We start from the raw sequence: 26378 nt of genomic DNA, 5'->3' as shown, positions 1-26378 counted from the left end.
AGTGTAAACAGGAGAAAATGATATGGCTGTAAATTTGACTGAAAAACGTGCAGACGAATTGTTGGAAATCGACGGCATCCGTCTGTTTACAGGTCGTGCCGGCATCAAGCAACAAGACCGCGACGATTTGACGCTGATGGTGTTGGGCGGCGGACATACGGTGGGCGCGGCGTTTACGCAAAACCGTTTCTGCGCCGCGCCGGTGCATATCGCCAAGTCGCATCTGTTTGACCAAGACGGCGTGTGTGCCTTAGTTATCAATACGGGCAATGCCAATGCGGGTACCGGCGCACAAGGCCGTCTGGACGCGATTAAAGTGTGCGCGGCGGCGGCGGAACAGGTCGGCTGCCAATCCAATCAGATTATGCCGTTTTCGACCGGCGTGATTTTGGAGCCGCTGCCTGTGGATAAAATCGTGGCCGCTTTGCCGCAAGTGCGCCCTGCATTCTGGTCGGATGCGGCTCGTGCCATCATGACGACGGATACTGTACCGAAAGCCGCTTCACGCACAGGCTTGGTCGGCGAAAAACACACAGTCCGCGCTACCGGCATCGCCAAAGGTTCGGGCATGATTCATCCGAATATGGCGACCATGTTGTCGTTTATCGCCACTGATGCCAAAGTGTCCCAACCGATTTTGCAGCTGATGACGCAAGAAATCGCAGATGAGAGCTTCAATACGATTACCGTGGACGGCGATACCAGTACCAACGACAGCTTCGTCATTATGGCGACAGGCCGTTGCGGTCAGAGCGAAATCGACAATACCGCCGATCCGCGCTATGCGCAGCTCAAAGCCTTGCTCGGTTCGCTGGCTTTGGAGCTGGCGCAGGCGATTGTCCGTGATGGCGAGGGTGCGACCAAGTTCATCACGGTTGAAGTGCAAAACGCGAAAACCCGCGAAGAGGCGCGCAAAGTGGCTTATGCCGTCGCCCATTCGCCTTTGGTGAAAACCGCTTTCTTTGCCTCCGACCCGAACTTGGGCCGTCTGTTGGCAGCCGTCGGCTACGCCGGTATTGAAGACTTGGACGTCGATGCTTTAAAAATGTGGCTGGATGACGTGTTGGTGGCCGAAAACGGCGGCCGCGCGGAAAGCTATACCGAAGAAGCAGGACAGGCTGTGATGAACCGTCCGGAAATCACCGTCCGCATTGATTTGCAACGCGGCGATACGACGGCAGCCGTCTATACCTGCGATTTGTCGCACGAGTATGTGTCGATTAACGCGGATTACCGTTCTTAAAAACCTTTATCCTTGTTTTCAGACGGCCTTTGAGAAAAGTATCAAGGCCGTCTGAACACATTGACTGCGTGCCTATTATGAAATTTCCACAGACTTGGGCGGCGCGCCTCGCCCACAAAATCCGCCAAACCAAACGCCTGTCGAAAAAAAGCATGGCTTTTCTGTTTTTGCTGGCAGGCTCGGCGTTGGTTGCCCTGACGGCTTTGCTGTTTGCGTACTTGGCAGATTTGGCTTTGGAATGGAACGCTTTGCTGGTGGGGAAATATCCGTGGTTTGCGTGGGTGGCTTTGCCGCTGGGTTTGCCGATTTTGGCATGGTTTACGCGTAAATTTGCGCCGTACACTTCCGGCAGCGGTATTCCGCAGGTCATCGCTTCTTTGTCTTTGCCTTATGGTGCGCAGAAAACCCGTTTGATTCGTCTGGGTGAAACCTTTTTTAAGATTCCGCTGACGTTTTTGGGCATGATTTTGGGGGCGTCGATTGGCAGGGAAGGGCCGTCTGTACAAGTGGGTGCGGCGGTCATGAACGCTTGGGGCGCGTGGTGTAAAAAGCACGGGCTGGCGTTTAGGGGCATGCAGGAAAACGATTTGATTGCCGCAGGCGCGGCCGGCGGTTTGGCGGCGGCGTTTAATGCGCCTTTGGCAGGCGTGGTCTTTGCCATCGAAGAATTGGGGCGCGGCGTGATTTTGCGTTGGGAACGCCAAATCCTGATGGGCGTGTTGGCGGCCGGCTTCATTCAAGTGGCGATACAGGGCAACAACCCATATTTTTCAGGGTTTCAAGGACACGAGTTGCCGAACATGCTGATGTGGGCTGCGGTGTCGGGCATCGTCTGCGGCGTGGCAGGCGGATTGTTCGGCAGCTTTTTGTATCGCGGTGCGGCGGCATTCGCGCCGGTACGCTGGCGCAGTTTCATCCGCCGTCATTTGTTGGTGGTCGCCTTTGCAATGGGTATTTTGCTGGCGCTGCTCGGTACGTTTTATCAAGGCAAAACCTATGGCACGGGCTATCACGAAGCCGCAGCCGCTCTTAAAGGCGCGTATGAAGCGCCGTTCGGCTTGGCCGCAGCAAAATGGGCGGCAACTGTGTTCAGCTATTGGGCAGGCATTCCCGGCGGTATCTTTACGCCATCGTTAACCATCGGCGCGATGATAGGCGAACACATGGCTTCTTTCGCGCAACTGGGCGACGCGTCCAATGTCGCGGTTTTGCTCTGCATGGCCGCATTTCTTGCCGCCGCGACCCAATCGCCGTTGACCGCCGCCGTGGTGGTAATGGAAATGACGGGCGGACAGAATTTATTGTTTTGGATGCTGCTGACTTGCATCTTCGCTTCGCAAGTCTCGCGCCAATTCTCGCCGCATCCGTTTTACCATGCCGCAGGTTTGCGCTTCAGACGGCATATTGAAGCCGAAAGCGGATATGTTCAGCACGAGAAAAAAGAATAGATTGGCATATAAAAGGCCGTCTGAAAACTAAATTTCAGATGGCCTTTGTTATGTCGTTTAAAGCTGTGTTACGGTTTACTTAAACAGCAAAATCAGCAACAAAACAACCGCAATGACACCCAGCCACAGGCTTTGGCGTTGCTGTACTTTGACCAAATGTACATAGGCATCGCGCATTTCCTGCTGACGGTTTTCGTCAACCAGCGCACTGATTTTACGCGGCAGGGAAGGAATGATTTGCGCCCAGTCGGGGGCTTCGTTTTTGAGGTTGCGCCAAAGGGCTTTGGGGCCGACCTGTTCGTTCATCCAACGCACCAAAAACGGTTTGGCGGTTTTCCACAAATCCAAATCGGGATCAAGCTGGCGGCCCAAGCCTTCGATGTTGAGCAGCGTTTTTTGCAGCAATACCAACTGCGGTTGGATTTCGACATTGAAGCGGCGGCTGACTTCAAACAGGCGCATCAGCACCAAGCCGAAGGAAATCTGCGAAATCGGTTTGTTGAACACAGGCTCGCACACGGCGCGGACGGCGGCTTCCAATTCTTCCGCACGCGTATCGGCAGGCACCCAACCCGATTCGATGTGGGCGGTAGCGACGCGGTGGTAATCGCGGTTGAAGAAGGCGAGGAAGTTGATGGCGAGATAGCGTTTGTCGTAGTCGGTCAACGTGCCGACGATGCCGAAATCGAGGGCGATGTAGCGGTTGTCGGCGGCGACCAAGATATTGCCGGGGTGCATATCCGCATGGAAAAAGCCGTCGCGGAAGACTTGCGTGAAGAAGATTTCCACGCCGTAATCGGCAAGTTTGTGCAAATCAATGCCGTCGGCTTTGAGTTTGGCGATATCGGATACCGGCGTGCCGTCCATCCATTCGATGGTCAGTACGTCGCTGGTGCAGTAGTCGTAAAACACCTTCGGCACAATCAGCATATTGCTGTTTTGGAAATTGCGTCCGAGCTGGCTGGCATTGGCGGCTTCGCGCATCAAATCCAATTCGTCGTGCAGGTATTTGTCAAATTCGGCCACCACTTCGCGCGGTTTCAAACGCTTGCCGTCTGAAAACAAACGTTCCACCCAGCCTGCACCAAAGCGCATCAGCGACAAATCCTGTTCGATAACGGGCAAAAGGTTGGGGCGCAAGACTTTCACGGCGACTTGTTCGCCCGAATGCAGGCGGGCTTTGTGTACCTGGGCGATGGATGCGCTGGCGACAGGCTCTGTTTCAAATTCCGCGTATAAAGTGTCGATGGATTGTCCCAGTGATTTTTCGATTTGCGAACGCGAAAGCTGCGCGTCAAACGGCGGCACTTTGTCTTGCAGCCTTGCCAGTTCGACCGCGTAATCATGCGGAATCAAATCTGGGCGCGTGGACAATACCTGTCCGAATTTGATGAAAATCGGCCCCAGGCTTTCCAAAGCCAAACGCAGGCGCACGGCAGGCATCTCGTGTTTGAACTTGGACGACTGCGGCAGCATATTGAGGAAAGTCCGCGCCCAACCCGGACGGACCAGCGAGGCAATCAGCTCGGCAAGGCGGTAGCGGTAGAGCGTGCAGAGGATGGTTTTAATGCGTTTGAGGCGGTTCATGATGGACGCAGATAAATCGAAAAAACAGAATTATATAGGAAAAACGGGTAAGGGCTTCAGACGGCCTGAGACTTTTGCAAAAACATTTGCCGCATTGCTAACAATTTTATAAAGGCTCAGATTTTGCCGCCCCAATAATAAAGATGAATATTCACATCATAAATATTCGTCGGCTACTTGCCCAAACCGCCGATTCAAGACATAATCGGGAAATGTGCAGGAGAGTGTTACACCCAACTACAATGTAACCACCGAAGGCGCAGACACCCTTAAATCGCTCAGGTATCAGGGACTGCACATTGAAACAAACAATCTGGAGAGCGGCGTTGGAATAACGTCCACCGAAGGGGAGAAGGCCGTCTGAACCACCATTCAGACAACCGCGCAAAGCAGTGAGCAGACTGGTTTGCCATCATGCGGATACGGCCGAAAATCTCAGGTTCAAGGACAGATAGGGTCATCCGCGCATAGGTGCGCGGGCGGCATCTGAACAAAAAATCCGGAGAAACTTGAGAATGACTGCTCTGAAAACCACCCCATTTCATCAAGCCCATCAAGATGCAGGCGCGAAGCTGGTAGATTTTGCCGGCTGGGAGCTGCCCATCCATTATGGTTCACAAATCGCCGAACACGAAGCCGTGCGCACCGACGCCGGTATGTTTGACGTATCCCATATGCTCGTTACCGACGTAGCAGGCGCAAATGCCAAAGCCTTTTTCCGCAAATTGATCGCCAACGATGTCGCCAAACTCGCTTTTGTCGGCAAAGCCCTTTATTCCGCTTTGCTCAACGACAACGGCGGCGTGATTGACGACTTAATCGTTTACCGCACCAACGAGGCCGAAACCCAATACCGCATCGTGTCCAACGGCGCGACCCGAGAAAAAGACACGGCGCAATTTCACAAAGTCGGACAAGAGTTCGGCGTTGCCTTCAATCCGCGCTACGACCTCGGCATGCTTGCCGTACAAGGCCCGAAAGCCATCGAAAAACTCCTGACCGTCAAACCTGAATGGGCGGATGTCGTCCATAACCTCAAACCGTTCCAAGGCGCGGATTTGGGCAACGACTGGTTTGTCGCACGCACCGGCTATACCGGCGAAGACGGCGTTGAAGTGATTCTGCCGGGCACTGAAGCCGTCGCATTCTTCAAAGCCCTGCAAGCAGCAGGCGTACAGCCTTGCGGCCTCGGCGCACGCGATACCTTGCGCATGGAAGCCGGTATGAACCTCTACGGCAACGATATGGACGACAACACCAGCCCGCTTGAAGCAGGCATGGGTTGGACCGTTGACTTGAAAGACGAAAGCCGCGATTTCGTCGGCAAAGCCGCATTGCTGGCATTGAAAGAAAAAGGCGTTGCCGTCAAACAGGTTGGCTTGTTACTCGAAAAAGGCGGCATCCTGCGCGCGCATATGGAAGTGTTGACCGATAAAGGCCAAGGCGAAACCACCAGCGGCGTATTCTCTCCAAGTCTGAAACAATCCATCGCCATCGCACGCGTACCGAAAGACTTTGACGGCGATACCGCCAAAGTCCTGATTCGCGGCAAAGAAGTAGACGTACGCGTACTGAAGCTGCCGTTTGTCCGCAACGGTCAAAAACAGTTTGATTAATATCGGTTCAGACGGCCTTTATTTGTTAAGGGCCGTCTGAAAGCAGGTTTTAAGGAATTGTTATTTCCTATGAAAGCAACCTTTGGCAGTTTATTGTTGTTATTGATGTTATCGGCTTGCGCTTCGTCTGCCGGCGAGCGCGGATTGATGTTTTTCGATACAGAAGGAAAATCCCGTACTGCAACATTTATGAAAACCGTTGGCGGCAATGGAAAAATTGCCGGCGAGGTGATGATAGACGGGGAATATGCTCTTGATATTATCCGCATGAATAATGATTTGAGTATTGCCGTGCAAGATAATAAGGGTAGAAGCCGTGCTTCCGACCTGAAATCATTGTCGCAAACGAAATCATTTACTCTGTTTGCGTTCAGCCGTTATGCGGGCACAGTTGAAGTGGATAAAGTATCGGCAGTTACAGGCATTTGTGCAGATTACCGCAGCAAAGGCCTGAAGATTGCCGTTGCAGACAATATGAGTTCCAAACAAGGAATCGTTGTATTCCGCGCAAGCGGCGTAATGGCAAGTAACAAGCGCAAGATAAACGAAGTATATTTGGATTATTCTGCATCCCCTAAACTTCCTTCCGCCCAAAAGCAAAAATTGGAACAAGATAAAAACAATATGATTGCCGTCCATTACGGACGCTTGGAAGAATTAATCGCACGAGGTATCTGCGCACGCTAAGCTGAGCAGATGCCGTCTGAAAATAACCCCCTATCAATGGAGTATCAAACCATGAGCAACATCCCAGCAGAACTGAAATACGTTGCCAGCCACGAATGGCTGCGCCTTGAAGAAGACGGTACCATCACCGTCGGCATTACCCACCACGCGCAAGAGCTGTTGGGCGACATCGTGTTTGTCGAGCTGCCAGAAGTCGGCGCAAACCTGGCTGCCGAAGAGCAAGCCGGTGTGGTTGAGTCTGTAAAAGCCGCATCTGACGTATACGCTCCGATTGCAGGCGAAATCGTTGCCGTTAACGAAGATTTGCCAAGCGCTCCGGAAACTGCCAACAGCGATCCTTACGGCGCAGGCTGGTTCTTCAAAATCAAACCTGCCAACCCTGCCGATTACGACGGTCTGCTGACTGCCGAACAATACGCAGGCGAAGTAGCTTGATTTTTGCAAACATCCAAACAGGTTTTGCGCCTGTTTGATATTGCAGGTCTTAGGTCGTCTGAAAAATGCTTTCAGACGGCCTTTGTTTCAATTTCCCCTCAATAATTATGAATTACTGCGAATTTGTCGACACGCTTCCTGAAGATACGGACAACCCCAACAAACATTATCACGACACGCAATACGGTTTTCCGATTGAGGACGACAATGAATTGTTTGAGCGGCTGGTGTTGGAAATCAATCAGGCAGGATTGAGCTGGACGCTGATGCTGAAGAAGCAGCAGGCATTTCAGACGGCATTTAAAGGTTTTGACATCGATACGGTCGCCGCATTTGATGAAGCCGATATTGAGCGGCTGCTTGCCGATGCAGGCATCGTCCGCAACCGCCTGAAAATCAACGCAGCCATTTATAACGCGCGACAAATCAAACAAATACAGCAAGAGTACGGCTCATTCAAAAACTGGTTGGATACACACCATCCGCTCGACAAGGCTGAATGGGTGAAGTTGTTTAAAAAACATTTCAAATTTGTCGGCGGCGAAATAGTCGGCGAATTTCTGATGAGTACCGGCTACCTGCCCGGCGCGCATGTGGAAACCTGTCCGGTTTATAGGGAAATATTGGCATGTCGTCCAAAGTGGGCGGAGGCCGTCTGAAACAACATCTGCAAGAAAAAACAGTGTTGATATCGATAACACCGAAGGAGTAGAAATGAAACTATCTGAATTGTTCAACCCGAACGAATTTGCCGCGCGCCATTTGAGCTTTGGCGACGAGGCTGCGCTTTTGGAAGCGCTCGGCGAGAAGAGCATGGACGATTTTGTCGGCAATACCGTGCCGCAAAGCATCCGTATGCCGTCCGAACTCGATTTGCCTGAGGCTTTGACCGAGGCGGACGCGTTGGCGAAATTGAAAGGCATTGCGTCGAAAAACGTGATCAACAAATCCTATATCGGTTTGGGTTATTATCCGACCCGCGTTCCGAACGTGATTTTGCGCAACGTATTGGAAAATCCGGGTTGGTATACCGCCTACACCCCATATCAGGCGGAAATTGCCCAAGGTCGTTTGGAAGCTTTGTTGAACTTCCAACAAGTGTGTATCGATTTGACCGGTTTTCCTGTGGCAGGCGCATCTTTGTTGGACGAGGCGACTGCCGCCGCTGAAGCGATGGCAATGGCGCACCGCGTGGGCAAAGTGAAATCTGAGCGTTTCTTTGTGGATGCGCGCGTGTATCCGCAAACTTTGGACGTGATGAAAACCCGCGCCAAATATTTCGGTTTTGAACTGGTGGTCGGCGATTTTGCCCAAGCTGATGACGGCGAATACTTCGGCGCGCTGTTTCAATACGTTGGTAAAGACGGCGACGTGCAAGACTTGCAGGACGTTATCGGCCGTCTGAAAGCCAAAGGCACAATTGTGGCCGTTGCCGCCGACATCATGAGCTTGGTTTTGCTGAAGTCTCCGGCTGAATTGGGTGCAGATATTGCCTTGGGCAATACCCAACGCTTCGGTGTGCCGATGGGCTTCGGTGGTCCGCACGCTGCTTATTTCGCGTTTAAAGATGAGTTCAAACGTTCTGCCCCGGGGCGTATCATCGGCGTATCCAAAGACGCATCGGGCAAACCTGCCTTGCGCATGGCCTTGTCCACACGCGAGCAACACATCCGCCGCGAAAAAGCGACATCCAATATTTGTACCGCACAGGCATTGCTGGCGAACTTGGCCGGTATGTATGCCGTTTACCACGGTCCTGAAGGCGTGAAACGCATTGCCAACCGTATCCATGCGTTGGCTTCTGCCTTTGCCGATGCGCTGGTTTCAGACGGCCTGAATGTGGTTCACAAAGTCTTCTTCGATACCGTTACCGTCGATTTCGGCAGCAAAGAGAAAGCAGACCAAGTGTTTGCCGCTGCTTTGGCGTCGGGTTACAACCTGCGCCGCGTCAACGATACTCAAGTTGCGGCTGCATTCCATGAAACATCGGCATACGAAGATTTGGTTGATTTGTACCGCGCGTTTACCGGCAAGGATACGTTCGCATTTGCCGATGACGTCAAAGGCCGTCTGAATGCAGAATTGCTGCGTCAAGACGACATTCTGCAACATCCTGTGTTCAACAGTTACCACACCGAACACGAAATGTTGCGCTACCTGAAAAAACTCGAAGACCGCGACTTGGCGATGAACCGCAGCATGATTTCATTGGGCAGCTGTACCATGAAGCTCAATGCGACTGCGGAAATGTTGCCGATTACTTGGGCAGAGTTCACCGACATCCACCCTTACGCTCCTGAAGCGCAAACCGCCGGCTACCGCGAATTGCTTGCTGATATGGAAAACAGCCTGAAAGCCATCACCGGCTTTGACGCGATTTCCTTCCAGCCCAATTCCGGCGCGCAGGGCGAATACAGCGGCATGCTCTCCATCCGCCGCTATCAAGAAGCCAACGGCGAGGGACACCGCAACATCTGCCTGATTCCCAAATCCGCCCACGGCACCAACCCTGCGACTGCCGCTATGCTGGGTTTGAAAGTCGTCGTTGTCGATACCGACGAACACGGCAACGTCAACATCGACGATTTGAAAGCCAAAGCCGAGCAATACCGCGACGCTTTGTCCGCCATCATGATTACTTACCCGTCCACCCACGGCGTGTACGAAGAAGGCATCCGCGACATCTGCCGCATCATCCATGAAAACGGCGGACAGGTTTACATGGACGGCGCCAACCTCAACGCCCAAATCGGCATCATGCAGCCTGCCGAAGTCGGTGCGGACGTATTGCACATGAACCTGCACAAAACCTTCTGTATCCCTCACGGCGGCGGCGGTCCAGGCGTCGGCCCTATCGGTTTGAAAGCCCACCTTGCCCCGTTTGCACCGGGACACGCTTTGACCGACACCCACAGCGCCAGTGCCGATCAAACCGCCGTTGCTGCTGCGGCCTTCGGTTCTGCGTCCATCCTGCCGATTACTTGGATGTACCTGACCATGATGGGCAAACAAGGCATGGAACAGGCGACACGCTGGGCATTGCTCAACGCCAACTACGTTGCCAAACGCCTGAGTGAAGAATATCCGATTCTGTATACAGGCAAAAACGGCCGCGTCGCGCACGAATGTATCGTCGATTTGCGTCCGCTCAAAGCCGAAAGCGGCATCACAGAAACCGACATCGCCAAACGCCTGATGGACTATGGCTTCCACGCGCCGACGGTTTCCTTCCCTGTTGCCGGCACGCTGATGATCGAACCGACCGAGAGCGAAAGCAAAGCTGAACTCGACCGCTTCATCGCCGCCCTGAAACAAATTAAACAGGAAGTACTGAAAGTCGAGCGCGGCGAATGGCCGAAAGAGGACAATCCGCTGGTCAACGCTCCGCATACCGCCGCAGATGTAACCGGCGAATGGGCGCATCCGTACTCCCGCGAAGAAGCCGTCTTCCCATTGCCGTTCGTCCGCGAACACAAATTCTGGCCGAGTGTTAAACGGGTAGATGAAGTGTATGGCGACCGCAATCTGGTTTGCTCCTGCTTGCCGATTGACGCATACGAAGATTAAGCCTGAATAGGTTTAAAATTGAACAGGCCGTCTGAAAATGAAAATAGTTTTCAGATGGCCTTTTGTTTGTTAAGATATTCCGCCCGAGAACGTACATTTGTTTTTGGTAAAACAACAAATAAGGCATTCGGAAAGATAGACGGCGAATGCCTTTGTTTGCGGATAAAACCAAACTGCTCTCAACAACGATAAACACAAGGCCGTCTGAAAAACAGGAGGATATGATGGACGAACTTTTTATTCAAACGCTGACGATTGCCGGCTCAGATTCCGGCGGCGGCGCGGGCATACAGGCAGATTTGAAGACATTTCAGATGCGCGGCGTGTTCGGTACCAGCGTACTGACCGCGGTTACCGCACAAAATACTTTGGGCGTATCGGCAGTGCATCCGATACCGACCGACATGATTGCTGCGCAAATTGCCGCGATTCAGGAGGATTTCCAAATCCGTGCCTATAAAATCGGCATGTTGGGTACGGCGGAAATCATCGAATGCGTGGCGGAACAAACCGCCGAATGCGACTTCGGCAAACGCGTGTTGGATCCGGTCATGATTGCCAAAGGCGGAGCGCCGTTGTTGGAAAATTCAGCCGTTGAAGCCATGAAACGCCTGCTGTTGCCGCATACGGACGTATTGACCCCCAATCTGCCCGAAGCGCAGGCATTGACGGGTATCAATATTGAAAACCGCCAAGATGCGGAACGCGCCGCCAAAATTCTTCAGGATTGGGGTGTGAAAAATGTGGTAATTAAGGGTGGCCATCTTGCCGACAGCCAAAGCGAATATTGCACCGACTGGCTGTTTACGCCATACGAAACCATTGAGCTAAACAGCAAACGTTTCCCAACGCCGCATACGCATGGCACGGGCTGCACGTTTTCTGCCTGCATTACTGCCGAGTTGGCAAAAGGGTTTAGCGTGCCCGAGGCGGTTCAAACGGCAAAAAACTATATTGCCGCCGCCATTTCCCATCCTTTGGGCATCGGGGCAGGGCACGGGCCGGTCAACCACTGGGCGTATCGGGACGAATAATGCGTTCAGATCGATTGTAATTGATTGTATTTTTCAGACGGCCTGACTAGGTTTATCACTTGAAATTGTTTACAATATCGGATTAATGCTTTTACGGATAAAAAAGACACCATGCAAGTTACCTCAAAATGGATAGACGGAATGTGCTTCGTCGGTACAACGGCAAACGGACACAGCGTTGTGATGGAAGGCGCGGCGGCTGAAGGCGAAGTCAAACGCGGCCCCAGCCCGATGGAAATGCTGTTGTTGGGTGTAGCAGGCTGTTCCAGCATCGATGTCGTGATGATTGCCGAGAAACAACGCCAAAAAATCACCGACTGCCGTGCCGAAGTGACTGCCAAACGCGCCGACACCGCGCCGCGCGTGTTTACCGAAATCCATATCCACTTCAAAGTGTATGGTCGGGATTTGCAAGAAAGCGCGATCGAACGCGCCGTACAGATGTCTGCCGAAAAATATTGCTCCGCATCAATTATGTTGGGCAAAGCGGCAAAAATGAGCCACAGCTTCGAGATCGTCGAAACAGAATAGGGCGGTTTTCAAGGAAAAAGCCGGAGCGTGAACCGGCTACCCACAAAAAAAGCAGATATATTCACGCATTAACATGAATATATCTGCTTGCTTTTTATTCCTTTTTCTCTCTCTCTATCAGCCTTTATAACTTGGCTTGTTGATCTCATTGTGCAAGTTTCGTTTAACATTGTCAACAATTTTTAATTATATTTTAACCAACCCTGAAATATGCAGGTCTGCAAGCCATTGCGCCTCAACACAAATACTGGGGAAACATTATGGATTACGAAAATAATACCAACGTTGCGCCTGCAACTTCATCGCTTATTTTGGAAGAGCGTCACGATTCCGAACTTTTCCGCGTGTACGCATTGATTTTGGACGGGATTACCGACCATCTGCTGCTGCCGGGCAAAAAACTGACCGAGTCCGAGCTGTGCCGGCAAATGGTTTGTTCGCGCAATACCGTGCGTGGCGCATTATCGCTTTTGGCGCACGATAAAATCGTCGATTTGCAGCCCAACCGCGGCGCATTTGTCCATGTGCCGGACTTGAAAGAAATGAAAGACGTGTTCAACACGCGTATCGAAATGGAAAGCATGATTTTGAGCGTCCTTATCGATATGCCTGATTTGGAAACGCGTCTGCAACCGCTTTATGCCATGATTGAGCAAGAGGGCGCAGCCTCTGAAAGCGGCGACCGAGTGGGTTGGAACCGCCTGTCCAATGCTTTCCATGTCGAATTGGCGCGGCTGTTGGACAACGATGTCCTGTTTGAAATCATGAATACCTTGTGCGCGCGCTCTTCATTGATTGTGGCCGTTTCCGATCCGCTTCGCAAAGAAAAGCGCAACATCGATTCTAATTCGCACCATGAACACCGAGAAATCCTCGATTTGTTGCTGGCAGGCAAGCGCAACCGTGTGACCAAAGTCATGCGCCGCCACTTGGGCGCGTGCATGGAACGCTTGGAACAGAAACTTGAGATGTAATCGGTTTGACAATAAAAAGGCCGTCTGAAATATTCAGACGGCCATTGGTTTATCCCTACAAAACGAAACGCCATGAAACCCAAAATCCAAAGACACGAACATATCCTCAGCCTTGTCCGCGAACATAACTTTATGACGGTAGAAGAATTGGCGGCGAATTTGGATGTTACGCCGCAAACCATACGCCGCGATGTGCAGGAGTTGAGCGAGACCGGACAGCTCAAACGCTATCACGGCGGCGCATCTTTGGGCGACGTTTCAGTCGTAACGGCAGGGCAGGAGCGGCGCAACCATCAGCAGCAGGAAAAAAACGCCATTGCCCGTCTGATTGCTTCCACCATTCCCGACAATGCCTCGCTATTTATCAGCATCGGCACCACCATGGAAGCCGTCGCCGCCGAGTTGGTCAGACAGCGTAAAAACCTGCGGATTATCACCAACAATATCTACGCCGCCTCCATCACTGCGGCGCGTACCGACTACACGGTCATCATCGCTTCCGGCGTGGTCCGCCCATTGGACGGCGGTATTACCGGCGTGGCGACTGTCGATTTCATCAACCAATTCAAAGTCGACTATGCCATCATGAGTACCCACGGCATAGAAAACGACGGCTCGCTTTTGGATGACGATTACAAGGAAGTCAGCGTCATGCAGGCGATGGTGAACAATGCCCGCGTGCGCTATCTCGGTGTCGACCACAGCAAGTTCAACAGCAATGCCTTAGTCAGATTGGGCGATATCGGCGCATTTGATAAGCTGTTTACCGATCGCACACCATCTGCCGCCATGCAGAAAACCCTAAACGAGCGCGGCGTGGCGTGGCAGGTTGCCGACCCTGTATCAAAGTAGCCAAGTCGGGTACAATTGAGCCATCATTCCATTCCTTTCAGACGGCCTGATTGAATGCTCAGGCCGTCTGAAAACAGAAAATCATTTTCCCATCAAAGAAATACTATGTTGAATAAAGACCAATTCGCGGACAACCACTTTATCCGCACCATTATCGATGAAGACCTCAAAAGCGGTAAACATACAGCCATCCAAACCCGTTTCCCGCCCGAGCCGAACGGCTATTTGCACATCGGCCACGCTAAATCTATCTGCTTGAACTTCGGTTTGGCTTATATTTATGACGGCTTGTGCAACCTGCGTTTTGACGATACCAATCCTGAAAAAGAAAACGACGAATACGTCAACGCCATCAAAGAAGACGTTGAGTGGTTGGGCTTTCATTGGGCGGGCGAGCCGCGTTTTGCCTCCAACTATTTCGACCAGCTTTACGACTACGCCGTCGGTTTAATCAAAGACGGCAAAGCGTATGTCGATGATTTGACGCCCGAAGAAATGCGCGAATACCGCGGTACGCTGACCGAAGCAGGCAAAAACAGCCCTTACCGCGACCGCAGTATCGAAGAAAACCTCGACCTGTTCACACGCATGAAGAACGGCGAGTTTCCAGACGGCAGCAAAACCCTGCGTCTGAAAATCGACATGGCTTCAGGCAACATCAATATGCGCGACCCCGTCATCTACCGCATCCGCCGCGCCCATCACCACAACACCGGCGACAAATGGTGCATCTACCCGATGTACGACTATACGCATTGCATTTCCGATGCCATCGAAGGCATCACGCATTCCTTGTGTACACTCGAATTTGAAGCACACCGCCCGCTGTACGACTGGGTGTTGGACAACATCCCCGCGCCGCACGCCACGCGTCCGCGCCAATACGAGTTTTCCCGTTTGGAGCTTTTATATTCCATCACGTCCAAACGCAAGCTGAACCAACTGGTTTCAGACGGCCACGTTGCCGGCTGGGATGATCCGCGTATGCCGACCATTTCCGGTATGCGCCGCCGCGGCTACACGCCTGAAGGCCTGCGCCTGTTTGCCAAACGCGCCGGTATTTCCAAATCTGAAAACATCGTCGATATGAGCGTGTTGGAAGGTGCCATTCGCGAAGAGTTGGAAAACTCCGCTCCGCGCCTGATGGCGGTTTTGAATCCGCTCAAGGTGACCCTGACCAACTTTGAAGCGGGTAAAACCCAAAGCCGACGTGCCGCGTTCCATCCGAACCACGAAGAAATGGGCGATCGTAAAGTGCCTATTTCACAAACCATCTACATCGAAGCCGACGACTTTGCCGAAAATCCGCCCAAAGGCTTTAAACGCCTGATTCCCGGCGGCGAAGTACGCTTGCGTCACGGCTATGTGATTAAGTGCGATGAAGTAGTAAAAGACGAGGCAGGCAATGTGGTTGAACTCAAATGCAGCATCGACCACGATACCTTGGGCAAAAATCCCGAAGGCCGTAAAGTCAAAGGCGTGATTCACTGGGTGTCTGCCGAACACGCCGCCGAAATCAAAGTCCGCCTCTACGACCGCCTCTTTACCGTCGAGCGTCCCGATGCCGTGCGCGGCGAAGACGGCAACTACCTACCGTTTACCGATTTCCTCAATCCAGAATCCATCAAGGAAATCACCGCCTACGCCGAGCCTGTCGCAAAAGATTTGCCGGCGGAGAGCCGTTGGCAGTTTGAACGCATCGGCTACTTCGTCACCGACCGCAAAGACCACAGCAAAGACACGCCGGTGTTTAACCGCACGGTAACGCTGAAAGATTCTTGGCAGCCTAAGTAATCTGTTTGCAGTCGCTATATTGAAGGCCGTCTGAAAACGTGAAATCCGGTTTTCAGACGGCCTTTGTCGATAAAGGGATGAGATGGAACGTTATTCTGTACATTTGAAACTGCTGGGAATGGCAGTGTTGTGGGGCGCATCCTGGCCGATGGGGCGTATGCTCGGGCAGTCGCTGCCGCCGCTGACGGGCGGGGCGGTTCGGTTTGTACTGGCTTCGGTTTTGTTGTTGGGCTGGTTGTTTGCGCGCAGCAGGTTTGTAACTTTGGCGGCTTTGTCGGCACGGCAATGGCTGGGCTTGACTGCAGCCGCTTCCGTCGGCGTGTGCGGCTATGCGGTGTTTTTTATGTTGGGTTTGCAGACTATGCCGGCAGGCAAGGCAGCGGTGGTCGTGGCGGTGAATCCGGTATTGACACTGCTGTTGGCAACTTGGTTTTTCGGCGAGCGTTTAAATGTGAAGATTTTGGCGGGCATGCTGCTGGCGGTCGGCGGTGCCATTATGGTGGTAACGCAAGGGCAACCGTTGACAGTGTTATCGGGCGGCATCAAGGCAGGAGAGTGGCTGATTTTCGGCTGCGTGGTTTGTTGGGCGGCTTATACTTTAATTGGTCGCGCGGTTTTGCGTGGGATAGACGCGCTGACGGTAACGACGGCAACGTCGTTCATTGGTGCGTTGATGTTGTCGGTGGTGGCGTTGTGGATGGACGGAATGCCGTTTGAGGCAATAGCGGCAATGGATGGACGCGGTTGGACAGCCTTGGCGTGGCTGGTCATCGGTGCGACGGTATTGGCCTATGCGTGGTATTTCGAAGGCGTAAAGACTTTGGGCGCAGGCAGCGCGGCGGCGTATATTACGCTCGTGCCGATTTTTGGCGTGCTGTCTTCGGCGTGGTTTTTGGGCGAACCGTTGCATATTTCGCTGGTTGCGGGTTGTGCGGCGGCGGTCGGCGGCATGACGCTGATGCGGTACGGGCAAAAGGCTGTCTGAAGTTGGGTAAATACTCGGATTTTGGTCGATAGGGTTGCGATTGCCAAGCTGTTGCCGGCCATAATCTTATTGCAGGATAAAATCAAGTCACGGCTTTAGTGTTCGATTTAAAAATTTGACACCCTGCCTCCAACTGCCTAAAATTCAACTTTCTCAAAAATCTACCGTATCCTGCGGCACGATTTCATCCTTTCAGACGGCCTTTGTGCCATCTCTCTGATACCATTCAAAATATATCAATACTATGCACGTTTCAGAACTCCAAACCCTCCACATTTCCAAACTCTTGGAAATGGCAGAAGAACATGGCATTGAAAACGCCAACCGTTTCCGCAAACAAGACCTCGTTTTTGCCATCGTCCGCCAGATGATGAAGCAAAATGTCAGCTTTACCTGTTCCGGTACACTCGAAATCCTGCCCGACGGCTTCGGTTTCCTGCGCAGCGCAGATACTTCTTACCTTGCCGGCCCTGACGATATTTATGTTTCGCCCACACAAATCCGCCGCTTCAATCTGCACACCGGCGACACCATCGAAGGCAGCGTGCGCGTACCTAAAGACAACGAGCGTTATTTTGCGCTTGTCCGTCTCGATACCATCAACGGCGATCAGCCCGAAGTCTGCAAACACAAAATCCTCTTTGAAAACCTCACGCCTTTATTCCCAACCGAACAATTCAAACTCGAGCGCGACATCAAAGCTGAAGAGAATCTGACCGGCCGCGCCATCGACTTGGTTTCCCCAATCGGTAAAGGCCAACGTGCATTGTTGGTGGCGCCGCCTAAAACCGGTAAAACCGTGATGTTGCAAAACATTGCCCACGCCATTACCGCCAATTATCCCGATGTCGAGCTGATTGTCCTGTTGATTGATGAGCGTCCGGAAGAAGTGACCGAAATGAGCCGTTCTGTACGCGGCGAAGTGGTTTCCTCTACGTTTGACGAGCCTGCGCAACGCCATGTACAAGTGGCCGAGATGGTGATTGAAAAAGCCAAACGCATGGTTGAACACAAAAAAGACGTGGTCATCCTGCTGGATTCGATTACCCGTTTGGCGCGCGCCTACAATACCGTCGTGCCGACTTCGGGCAAAATTCTGACCGGTGGTGTTGATGCCAACGCTTTGCACCGTCCGAAACGCTTCTTCGGTGCAGCGCGTAATGTGGAAGAGGGCGGTTCGCTTACCATTATTGCGACAGCACTTGTTGAAACCGGCAGCCGCATGGACGACGTGATTTACGAAGAGTTCAAAGGTACGGGCAATATGGAATTGCACCTTGACCGCCGCATGGCAGAAAAACGCCTGTTCCCGGCCATCAGCATCAATAAATCCGGTACGCGCCGCGAAGAATTGCTGGTGCCGAACGATCAGTTGCAACGCATGTGGCTCTTGCGCAAATTCCTGCATCCTATGGACGAAATCGAAGCGACCGAGTTTTTGGTAGGCAAACTCAAAGACTCCAAAAACAATGACGATTTCTTTGAATTGATGCGCGGTAAATAAGCATAAGGCCGTCTGGACATGTTTCAGACGGCCTTTACTTTGCTTGAGGAATCTTTATGACCATCCGAATGAATTGGCAAAACTTATTGTCCACCCAACGCTTCAGTACCAAAAACGGCGAAATTGTGCCGACCGTTACCCCTTCGACTCAGGAAGGCGCCGATGCCTTGCGTACGGATTTTCACATCGACTACGACCGAGTCGTTTTTTCCGGAGCCTTCCGCCGCCTTGGCCGTAAAACGCAGGTGCATCCGCTGGCGCAACACGATTTGACGCACAACCGCCTGACGCACAGCGTTGAAGTTGCCAGCGTGGGCAGGAGTTTGGGCAACCGCGTGGGCGTGATGTTGCACAACGGCGGTTTTCTGCCGCAGGGCAATACACCCAGCGATATTGGTGCCGTGGTGCAGGTTGCCTGTTTGGCGCATGATTTGGGCAATCCGCCATTTGGTCATACCGGCGAAGATGCTTTGCGCGATTGGTTCAGACGGCCTGAACATCAAATTTATCTGAATACATTGAACGAAGCGGAACGCAACGATATTCAAACCTATGAAGGCAATGCGCATAGCCTGCGTATCGTCGCCAGCCTTGAAATGTATCCGGAGGCGGGCGGAATGCGCCTGACTGCGGCAGCCATTGGCGCATTGCTGAAGTATCCGTGGACAACGCAACATCCAAACGGCAGAAAGAAATTCAATATTTATCAAACCGAGTTGCCGTTTATCCGTCAAGTTGCCGATGAATTGGGGCTGGTTTCCGCAGGAGCAGACAGCTGGGCGCGCCATCCTTTGTCTTATTTGATGGAGGCCGCCGACGATATTTGCTATGCCTTGCTGGACTTGGAAGATGCCGTCGAATTGGATTTGCTCACGGATACGGAAGTGGAGAGTATCTTGTCCGAGCTGACCTTTGCTGAAAGCGCATGGCACGCCAGCTCCAGCCGTCAGCGTTGCGCCATGTTGCGCGGCATTGCGATCGGCAAGGCGATTGATGATGTCGCGCAAACCTTTATGCTGCATCAGTCTGACTTGTTGGACGGAACATTCAAAGGCAAAGACCTGCTTGCTCTGTGTAGCCCGCAAGTGCAAAACACTTTAGCAAAAGCAAAAGAATTGGCGCAAACACGGATTTTCCGCCATCACACCAAGCTCTTGACCGAGATCGCCACGTTCCCATGTTTAGGCTCCATCTTGGATTTACTCGTCCCTGCCGCTTATGCCCTGATTGCTGAAAAACAGTTGGCAACGCGTCAGTCTTTGGCGTTGGAATTATTGAAAAAGCACAATCCGATTCTTCCTGAAGACAGTCTGTATCAGGCCTATATGAAAATTTTGGATTTTGTCGGCGGCATGACCGATAACTCCGCCGCTAAAATGGCGCAGGATTTGTCAGGAGTAGGGATTTTGCGTTAATTTTATATTATTTTATTTCAATTAGTTAATTAAAAATATAAAAAATATCTGCGAAAAGAGTAGACAGGTTTCAGTAAAGCCTATATTATTCGGTCTTCTTGATTCACAACGCACTGGCGAAGTGATGAGGATGCACCCGTAGCTCAGTTGGATAGAGTATCTGGCTACGAACCAGAGGGTCGGGCGTTCGAATCGCTCCGGGTGCGCCACAAGATTTATCTGCGCCCATCGTCTAGCGGTTAGGACATCGCCCTTTCACGGCGGTAACCGGGGTTCGATTCCCCGTGGGCGTGCCAGTTTTCAAAAAAACGCAATCTATTTTAGATTGCGTTTTTTTATTGCATTTACTGTTTGTGTTCTAAGGCCGTCTGAAACGCTCAGCAAATCCAGAGGCAGAAGTGTGTAAAATAAATTGCTCAGGCTTTTTGTCTATATGCGCTTTTCAATCTCATTTTACCATTGTCAAAACCTAATTTATTGACAACAGTATTCATCTTAAAAATTCCCAAACCTGAATTTACATGATTTCATATTTATAATTTATTGATTTTAGAAAATAAAAATATTTATTTGAACTTTTCTTAAAAAATGCCGTCTGAGATAAAGACAAGACGGAATATCTCTGTTAATGTGTAAATGTCAGCCGGCGTTTGCCGGTTTTTTATTGAAACCATTTGGGAGTCAATTATGAATATGAATGTTAAATTAATCGTTCCTGCCGTTTTGGCGGCTGTTGCCCTGACTGCATGTAGCAGCGGTTCTAAAGCCAAACCTGAAGCTAAAGCTGCGCCTACTGCGCAACAACAAACTCAAGCTCAGGCTCAACAAGCTCAAGCTCCAGTGCCTAATACTTTGAAAGTAGACTCTATCGACGGTACTAAAGAAGTTCACTACAAATGCGGTAAAGACGGCAAAGAGCCTCTGAGCGTAATGTACGGCTTCAAAGGCAACGAAGTTGTTGCTGCACAAGTAAAATACAAAGGCCAAGTAACTGAAAACTTGTTCCGTATCACTGACAGCAGCAAAGATGTAAACGCATTCTGGGGCGGCAATGTCGCTTGGGTTGCTGAAGCAGCTACTGCAGCCAACGTAGACAAAGTTGACGGCAACATGCTGACTATCCGCGGTACTACCGAAGTAAACGGCAAACAAGAAGTGGTTGATCAAATCGTTACCCGCTTCTGCGCATTGGACAAAGGCGCGAAAGCTGTCGCTAAACCTGCTGCTAAAAAAGCGAAAAAATAATCTTTTACCAACAGCTTTAAACGCTGGGTAAAATAAAACAGGCCGTCTGAAAACTTTTTAGACGGCCTGTTCTTTTGAGTGATTTAACCCAAGAACCAGAATTTCAATGCCCACAACACGGCGACAATCCATACCATAGGCGGTACGTCTTGGGTGCGGTTGCATAAGAGTTTGATGAGTGCGTAGCTGATAAAGCCAAACGCAATACCGTCGGCAATCGAGTAGGTAAACGGCATGAAGACGATGGTTAGGAATGCTGGTGCGGCTTCGGTCATGTCGTCCCAATCGATTTCGCGCGCGCTGCGCAACATTTGCGCGCCAACATAGAGCAAGGCGGGAGCGGTAGCGAATGCTGGAATGCTTTGAACCAGCGGTGAGAAAATCAGACAGGCCAGCATCAGTACACCGACGGTAACGGCAGTCAGGCCGGTACGGCCACCGGCAGAAACGCCTGCTGCGCTTTCAACGTAAGGGGTAGTGGAAGAAGTACCCAGGGCGGCGCCTGCAACGATGGCGGTTGAGTCGGCAAGTAGGGCGCGTTTCAAACGCGGCAGTTTGCCGTCTTGCAACAGGCCTGCGCGGTGGGAAACGCCGACCAATGTACCGGTAGAGTCAAACAGGTCAACCAGGAAGAATACAAAAATCACGCTGACCATGCTGACGGTGAACAAGCCTTTGAAGTCCATCTGCATAAAGGTTGGCGCAATGCTCGGAACTTCGCCGACCACGCCTTTGAACTCGCTCAAGCCCAAGATGGTGGAGACGGCAGTCAGCGTCAAAATGGTAATGATGATGGAGCCTTTAACGCGAAAATGGCCAAGTGCAACCACCATGACAAAGCCTGCCATCGCCAGTAGGGCGGTAGGCTGGTGGATGTCGCCCAAGCCGACCAATGTTGCAGGATTGGCCACAATCACGCCTGCGCCTTTGAGTGCAATCAATGCCAAGAAGAGGCCGATGCCTGCGGCAATCGACATTTTCAAGCCCATAGGCAGGGCGTTGACCAGCATTTCACGCACTTTAAAGAAGCTGAACAGGATGAAAATAATGCCTGAAATGAAAACGGCACCCAAAGCCACACGCCAGTCCACGCCCATGCCTTTGACGACGGCAAAGGTGAAGTAGGCGTTCAAACCCATGCCCGGAGCGAGGGCAATCGGGTAGTTGCCGACAAAGCCCATCACGAAACAGCCGATGGCGGAGGCGATACAGGTGGCCACAAATACTGCGCCCATATCCATGCCGGTTTCGCCCAAAATCAGAGGGTTGACGATAATGATATAGCACATGGCGAGGAAGGTTGTCACACCGGCCATAATTTCCGTGCGGACGTTGGTCTGATTGGCGTTGAGGTTGAATAATCTTTCCAAAACGCTTTGATTTGAAGAACTCATTCGAGATATTCCTTTGGGAAAGCCGTTCAAGGACGGAATCAGCGGATTTAACTGCCGGAAGCTCGGATTTTTGCCTTAACTTCTCAACAGATAAGGGAATTTTCGGGCGGTATTATACTGAAAAGCCTTTTGTTCGGGTAATAAAAATACATGAATCAGATAATGCCGGGCCAAGCCAAGATAAAGGCCGTCTGAACAGTTTCAGACGGCCTTTGTTTGTGTGTGCTTATACCGGTTTGCCTTTCAGGGAGAAAGTGTAGGCTTCGGTGATTTCCAAATCGATCATTTGGTTGATCATATCGGGTGTGCCGGTAAAGTTGACCACGCGGTTGTTGGCGGTACGGGCTTGCAGTTGGTCAGGGTCTTTTTTGGAGATACCTTCAACCAAGCAGCGTTGAACCGTGCCGACCATGGTTTGGTTGATGCGCGCGGTTTCGGCTTCGATGACTTCGTTCAAAGCTTCGAGGCGGCGCACTTTTTCTTCGTGCGGCGTGTCGTCGTGCAGGTTGGCGGCAGGCGTGCCGGGGCGCGGACTGTAAATAAAGACGAAGCTCAAGTCGAAGGCGATGTCTTTGACCAGTTTCAAGGTTTGCTCGAACTCGCGCTCGGTCTCGCCCGGGAAGCCGACGATAAAGTCAGAGCTGAGGCACAAATCAGGACGGATGGCACGCAGCTTGCGGATGATGGATTTGTATTCCAAGGCGGTGTAGCCGCGTTTCATCGCGCTCAATACGCGGTCGGAACCGCTTTGAATCGGCAGGTGCAGGTGGGAAACCAGCTTGGGCAGGTCGCGGTAGCACTCGATAATCGCGTCGGTAAATTCGCGCGGATGGCTGGTGGTAAAGCGCAGGCGTTCGATGCCGGGGATTTCGTGGACGATGCGCAACAAAGTGGCAAAGTCGCAGATTTCGCCGTTTTCCATTTCGCCGCGATAGGCATTGACGTTTTGGCCTAAGAGGTTGATTTCTTTAACGCCTTGTTGTGCCAAACCGGCAATCTCGGTCAATACGTCGTTGAGCGGTCGGGAGAATTCTTCGCCGCGGGTATAAGGGACGACGCAATAAGAGCAGTATTTGGAACAGCCTTCCATGATGGAAATGAACGCCGAACCGCCTTCTACGCGCGCAGGCGGCAGGTGGTCGAATTTTTCGATTTCGGGGAAGGAAATGTCGATTTGAGACAGGCCGGTGGTTTCTTTGTCGACGATGAGTTTGGGCAGGCGGTGCAGCGTTTGCGGGCCGAAAACCACGTCCACATACGGAGCGCGTTTGACGATGTTTTCGCCTTCTTGAGAGGCAACGCAGCCGGCAACGCCGATGATGAGGTCGGGATTTTTTTCTTTGAGCGGGCGTACGCGGCCTAAGTCGGAGAAGACTTTCTCTTGCGCTTTTTCACGCACGGAGCAGGTGTTGAACAAGATGATGTCGGCGTCGTCAGGTTGGGTAACCTGTTCGATGCCGCCGTGTTCTTCGGCGAGGACAGACAGCATTTTTTCGCTGTCGTACTCGTTCATTTGGCACCCGAAGGTGCGGATAAATACTTTTTTCATGGTTTGTTTTGATTGATTTGCTTGTTGTAAAAGGGTTCAGACGGCCTGTGAAATACTCGGGCCGTCTGAAAAATTATTCTTCCGCCTTTTTCTGCTTTTTGGCGTGTTCGATGAACCTGTCGGCTTCGGCGTCGGTCAAAATCCAGATTTCGCGGACGAGGCGGCTCTCTTCGTTGTATTTGAACGCAACGGCTTTGCCGGTTTGATTCAGTAGGCGACCCATAGGGATGAAACGGTCGTTTTCATCGTGGATTTTGGTAAAGCGCGTGATTTGCAGTTTGGCCGCGTTGCCGTCCACAATGCCCAAGGTCAGCAGGCGCGTCCAAGAAAAACCGCCTTTGCTGACTTTCAGATAAGGCAAATCGACAGTCTTTAAGACGGCCACGTCCATATCGTCAGGCAGGCTGCGTTGTGCATGGACGAGGGAGGACGCCAAAAGGGCGAGGCTGAGTATGAATCCGCGTAACATGATGCTTTTCTTTTATTGTTTCAATAGGTCGCGGATTATAGCACAAGCAGGAAAAATGTGGATAGAGTGTTTGTTTTTAAAGAATAATTTTGATTTTGCGCCCGATTCTTATTTTGAAGCTTGGGCCGTCTGAAAAGGATTTGGTGTTAAAATGGCACCGATTTGATTTTCAGACGACCTCTTACGAAAGAATTGACCATGAACCGTAATGAAAGCTTGTTCAACCGCGCCAAAGCCATTATTCCCGGCGGCGTAAACTCTCCTGTGCGCGCATTCGGCAGCGTTGGCGGCGTACCGCGCTTTATCAAAAAGGCAGAAGGCGCGTATGTTTGGGACGAAAACGGCACGCGTTATACCGACTATGTCGGCTCTTGGGGCCCTGCGATTGTCGGCCATGCCCATCCCGAAGTCATTGAAGCCGTGCGCGAAGCAGCATTGGGCGGTTTGTCGTTTGGTGCGCCGACTGAAGGCGAAATTGTCATTGCCGAAGAAATCGCTAAAATCATGCCGTCCGTCGAGCAGCTGCGCCTTGTCAGCTCCGGCACGGAAGCAACGATGACCGCCATCCGTCTGGCACGCGGTTTTACCGGACGCGACAAAATCATCAAGTTTGAAGGCTGCTACCACGGCCATTCCGACAGCCTGTTGGTTAAAGCAGGCAGCGGTCTGCTGACGTTTGGCAATCCTTCTTCCGCCGGTGTGCCTGCCGACTTTACCAAACATACTTTGGTACTCGAGTACAACAATATCGCCCAACTGGAAGAAGCCTTTGCCCAAAGCGGCAATGACATTGCCTGTGTGATTTTGGAGCCTTTTGTCGGCAATATGAATCTGGTTAGGCCGTCTGAAGCCTTTGTCAAAGCCTTGCGCGAATTGACTGAAAAACACGGTGCCGTGTTGATTTACGACGAAGTGATGACCGGTTTCCGCGTGGCGTTGGGCGGAGCGCAATCTTTGCACGGCATCAAGCCTGATTTGACCACCATAGGCAAAGTGATCGGCGGCGGTATGCCTTTGGCGGCGTTCGGCGGCCGTAAAGACATTATGGAATGTATTTCCCCGTTGGGCGGCGTGTATCAGGCAGGTACATTGTCCGGCAATCCGATTGCGGTTGCCGCCGGTTTGAAAACGCTGGAAATCATTCAGCGCGAAGGATTCTATGAAAACCTGACTGCCCTGACCCAACGCCTTGCCAACGGTATTGCCGATGCGGCTAAAGCACATGGCGTTAAATTTACGGCGGACAGCGTGGGCGGTATGTTTGGTTTGTATTTTGCCAGCCATACGCCGCAAAACTACGCCGACATGGCGCGTTCCAATATCGACGGTTTCAAACATTTTTTCCACGGTATGCTCGACCGCAATGTCGCATTCGGCCCGTCAGCTTACGAAGCCGGTTTTGTTTCCGCCGCGCATACGCCTGAGCTGATTGACGAAACCATTGCTGTGGCACACGAAGTGTTCAAAGAAATGGCAAAATAAAAGCTTAAGCTGTCATGTGAAAAAAGGCCGTCTGAAAAATATTCAGACGGCCTTTCGCTATTTTAAATAAATGTTTGATTATGCTTCTTCAGCTTTGCTGCGGATAATCAGCAGAGGCAGGTGGCTTTGACGCATTACGGTCTCGGCGAAGCTGCCCATCAGCAGGTGCATCAGGCCGGTGCGGCCGTGTGTGCCGAGTACCAGCAGGTCTGCGCCGTTGTTGTCGGCGTAGTCAACCAAGTCTTGCGCCATTTCGCGCGCGCCTTTGTTGGCAACCAACAGGTGTTTCACGATGTTTTCAACGCCGCTTTCACGCGCTGTTTTTTCTGCGAAATCCAAAACTTCGTTACCTTGAGCCACTGCGGCGGCTTCGTAGCTTTCGTGTTGCAGGAATTCAGGAGCCAAAGCCATGTATTCGGCAGGGTTGGCAACGTGAACCAAAGTCAGTTGGGCTTTGTTGAGGCTTGCCAGTTCGGCAGCGTGTTTCAATGCATTGAGGGAAGTCTCGCTACCGTCAACGGCTACAACCAGATGTTTGTACATATTTATTCTCCTTTTGCGCCGAGT

At 51.8% G+C, this 26378-nt stretch carries 22 protein-coding genes, 2 tRNA genes and 1 riboswitch; of the genes, 19 read left to right on the top strand and 5 right to left on the bottom strand.

Annotated elements, in window-relative coordinates; all coding sequences use genetic code 11:
• The first annotated feature begins 22 nt into the window (after nt 1-22).
• Nucleotides 23-1243 (top strand): bifunctional glutamate N-acetyltransferase/amino-acid acetyltransferase ArgJ, encoded by a 1221-nt coding sequence (argJ, locus tag DBY97_RS02815; protein ID WP_107857348.1) that lies wholly within the window; start codon nt 23-25, stop codon nt 1241-1243.
• Nucleotides 1244-1320: 77 nt separating this feature from the next.
• Complete coding sequence (locus DBY97_RS02810; RefSeq protein WP_107857347.1) at nt 1321-2691, top strand: chloride channel protein; 1371 nt, start codon at nt 1321-1323, stop codon at nt 2689-2691.
• 75 nt (nt 2692-2766) lie between these two features.
• Here DBY97_RS02810 and ubiB read toward each other — a convergent pair whose 3' ends face one another.
• Nucleotides 2767-4278, bottom strand: a complete 1512-nt coding sequence (gene ubiB, locus DBY97_RS02805; protein ID WP_107857346.1) for a ubiquinone biosynthesis regulatory protein kinase UbiB — start codon at nt 4276-4278, stop codon at nt 2767-2769.
• 207 nt (nt 4279-4485) lie between these two features.
• Nucleotides 4486-4583: riboswitch (glycine riboswitch) on the top strand.
• Between the two features lie 210 nt (nt 4584-4793).
• Here ubiB and gcvT point away from each other — a divergent pair.
• The 16 genes from gcvT (at nt 4794) to DBY97_RS02715 (ending at nt 20917) form a co-directional block, all read left to right on the top strand.
• Nucleotides 4794-5894, top strand: coding sequence for a glycine cleavage system aminomethyltransferase GcvT (gene gcvT, locus DBY97_RS02795; RefSeq protein ID WP_107857345.1), 1101 nt, complete (start codon nt 4794-4796; stop codon nt 5892-5894).
• 147 nt (nt 5895-6041) lie between these two features.
• Nucleotides 6042-6581 (top strand): hypothetical protein, encoded by a 540-nt coding sequence (locus tag DBY97_RS02785; RefSeq protein ID WP_107857465.1) that lies wholly within the window; start codon nt 6042-6044, stop codon nt 6579-6581.
• Between the two features lie 36 nt (nt 6582-6617).
• Nucleotides 6618-7016: a glycine cleavage system protein GcvH gene (gcvH, locus tag DBY97_RS02780; protein WP_063068454.1), complete on the top strand. Its 399-nt coding sequence runs from the start codon at nt 6618-6620 to the stop codon at nt 7014-7016.
• A 107-nt stretch (nt 7017-7123) separates the two neighbouring features.
• Nucleotides 7124-7675 (top strand): DNA-3-methyladenine glycosylase I, encoded by a 552-nt coding sequence (locus tag DBY97_RS02775; protein WP_107857344.1) that lies wholly within the window; start codon nt 7124-7126, stop codon nt 7673-7675.
• A 55-nt stretch (nt 7676-7730) separates the two neighbouring features.
• On the top strand, nt 7731-10583 hold the full coding sequence (gene gcvP / locus DBY97_RS02770; protein ID WP_107857343.1) for an aminomethyl-transferring glycine dehydrogenase: 2853 nt from the start codon (nt 7731-7733) through the stop codon (nt 10581-10583).
• 224 nt (nt 10584-10807) lie between these two features.
• Complete coding sequence (thiD, locus tag DBY97_RS02765) at nt 10808-11617, top strand: bifunctional hydroxymethylpyrimidine kinase/phosphomethylpyrimidine kinase (protein ID WP_049332169.1); 810 nt, start codon at nt 10808-10810, stop codon at nt 11615-11617.
• Nucleotides 11618-11728: 111 nt separating this feature from the next.
• Entirely contained in the window at nt 11729-12148 is a 420-nt protein-coding gene (locus tag DBY97_RS02760; protein WP_003679886.1) for an OsmC family protein, read from the top strand.
• Nucleotides 12149-12408: 260 nt separating this feature from the next.
• Entirely contained in the window at nt 12409-13122 is a 714-nt protein-coding gene (locus DBY97_RS02755) for a GntR family transcriptional regulator (RefSeq protein ID WP_004519550.1), read from the top strand.
• Between the two features lie 72 nt (nt 13123-13194).
• Nucleotides 13195-13974, top strand: coding sequence for a DeoR/GlpR family DNA-binding transcription regulator (locus DBY97_RS02750; RefSeq protein ID WP_049332174.1), 780 nt, complete (start codon nt 13195-13197; stop codon nt 13972-13974).
• Between the two features lie 105 nt (nt 13975-14079).
• A complete protein-coding gene (locus DBY97_RS02745) occupies nt 14080-15768 on the top strand; it encodes a glutamine--tRNA ligase/YqeY domain fusion protein (RefSeq protein WP_107857342.1) in 1689 nt (562 codons plus the stop codon).
• An 82-nt stretch (nt 15769-15850) separates the two neighbouring features.
• Entirely contained in the window at nt 15851-16753 is a 903-nt protein-coding gene (locus DBY97_RS02740; RefSeq protein WP_107857341.1) for a DMT family transporter, read from the top strand.
• Between the two features lie 244 nt (nt 16754-16997).
• Nucleotides 16998-18257, top strand: coding sequence for a transcription termination factor Rho (rho, locus tag DBY97_RS02735; RefSeq protein ID WP_003680905.1), 1260 nt, complete (start codon nt 16998-17000; stop codon nt 18255-18257).
• Between the two features lie 56 nt (nt 18258-18313).
• Complete coding sequence (locus DBY97_RS02730; RefSeq protein WP_107857340.1) at nt 18314-19672, top strand: deoxyguanosinetriphosphate triphosphohydrolase; 1359 nt, start codon at nt 18314-18316, stop codon at nt 19670-19672.
• A gap of 132 nt (nt 19673-19804) precedes the next feature.
• Nucleotides 19805-19881 (top strand) — tRNA-Arg (locus DBY97_RS02725).
• Between the two features lie 12 nt (nt 19882-19893).
• Nucleotides 19894-19968, top strand: a tRNA-Glu gene (locus DBY97_RS02720).
• Nucleotides 19969-20359: 391 nt separating this feature from the next.
• The gene (locus tag DBY97_RS02715) at nt 20360-20917 is read left to right on the top strand and encodes a hypothetical protein (RefSeq protein ID WP_107857464.1); all 558 of its coding nucleotides are present in this window, start codon (nt 20360-20362) and stop codon (nt 20915-20917) included.
• An 83-nt stretch (nt 20918-21000) separates the two neighbouring features.
• Here the strand turns inward: DBY97_RS02715 and DBY97_RS02710 are convergent, their stop codons facing one another.
• From DBY97_RS02710 to DBY97_RS02700, 3 genes are all read right to left on the bottom strand, one after another.
• Complete coding sequence (locus tag DBY97_RS02710; RefSeq protein ID WP_004519556.1) at nt 21001-22311, bottom strand: NCS2 family permease; 1311 nt, start codon at nt 22309-22311, stop codon at nt 21001-21003.
• Nucleotides 22312-22537: 226 nt separating this feature from the next.
• Nucleotides 22538-23860: a tRNA (N6-isopentenyl adenosine(37)-C2)-methylthiotransferase MiaB gene (miaB, locus tag DBY97_RS02705; protein ID WP_036492978.1), complete on the bottom strand. Its 1323-nt coding sequence runs from the start codon at nt 23858-23860 to the stop codon at nt 22538-22540.
• Nucleotides 23861-23933: 73 nt separating this feature from the next.
• Entirely contained in the window at nt 23934-24329 is a 396-nt protein-coding gene (locus DBY97_RS02700; protein ID WP_049333912.1) for a hypothetical protein, read from the bottom strand.
• 198 nt (nt 24330-24527) lie between these two features.
• Here DBY97_RS02700 and hemL point away from each other — a divergent pair, with 198 nt between their 5' ends.
• Nucleotides 24528-25811, top strand: a complete 1284-nt coding sequence (hemL, locus tag DBY97_RS02695; RefSeq protein WP_107857339.1) for a glutamate-1-semialdehyde 2,1-aminomutase — start codon at nt 24528-24530, stop codon at nt 25809-25811.
• 78 nt (nt 25812-25889) lie between these two features.
• On the opposite strand, the gene DBY97_RS02690 is transcribed toward hemL, so the two are convergent.
• Entirely contained in the window at nt 25890-26354 is a 465-nt protein-coding gene (locus DBY97_RS02690) for a universal stress protein (RefSeq protein WP_003680896.1), read from the bottom strand.
• Nucleotides 26355-26378 lie beyond the last annotated feature (24 nt).

Source organism: Neisseria subflava (genome assembly GCF_003044645.1).
GTDB lineage: Bacteria > Pseudomonadota > Gammaproteobacteria > Burkholderiales > Neisseriaceae > Neisseria > Neisseria subflava_B.
Note: the sequence above shows the minus strand (reverse complement) of the source record. Positions and strands in the feature narration are given on the sequence as shown.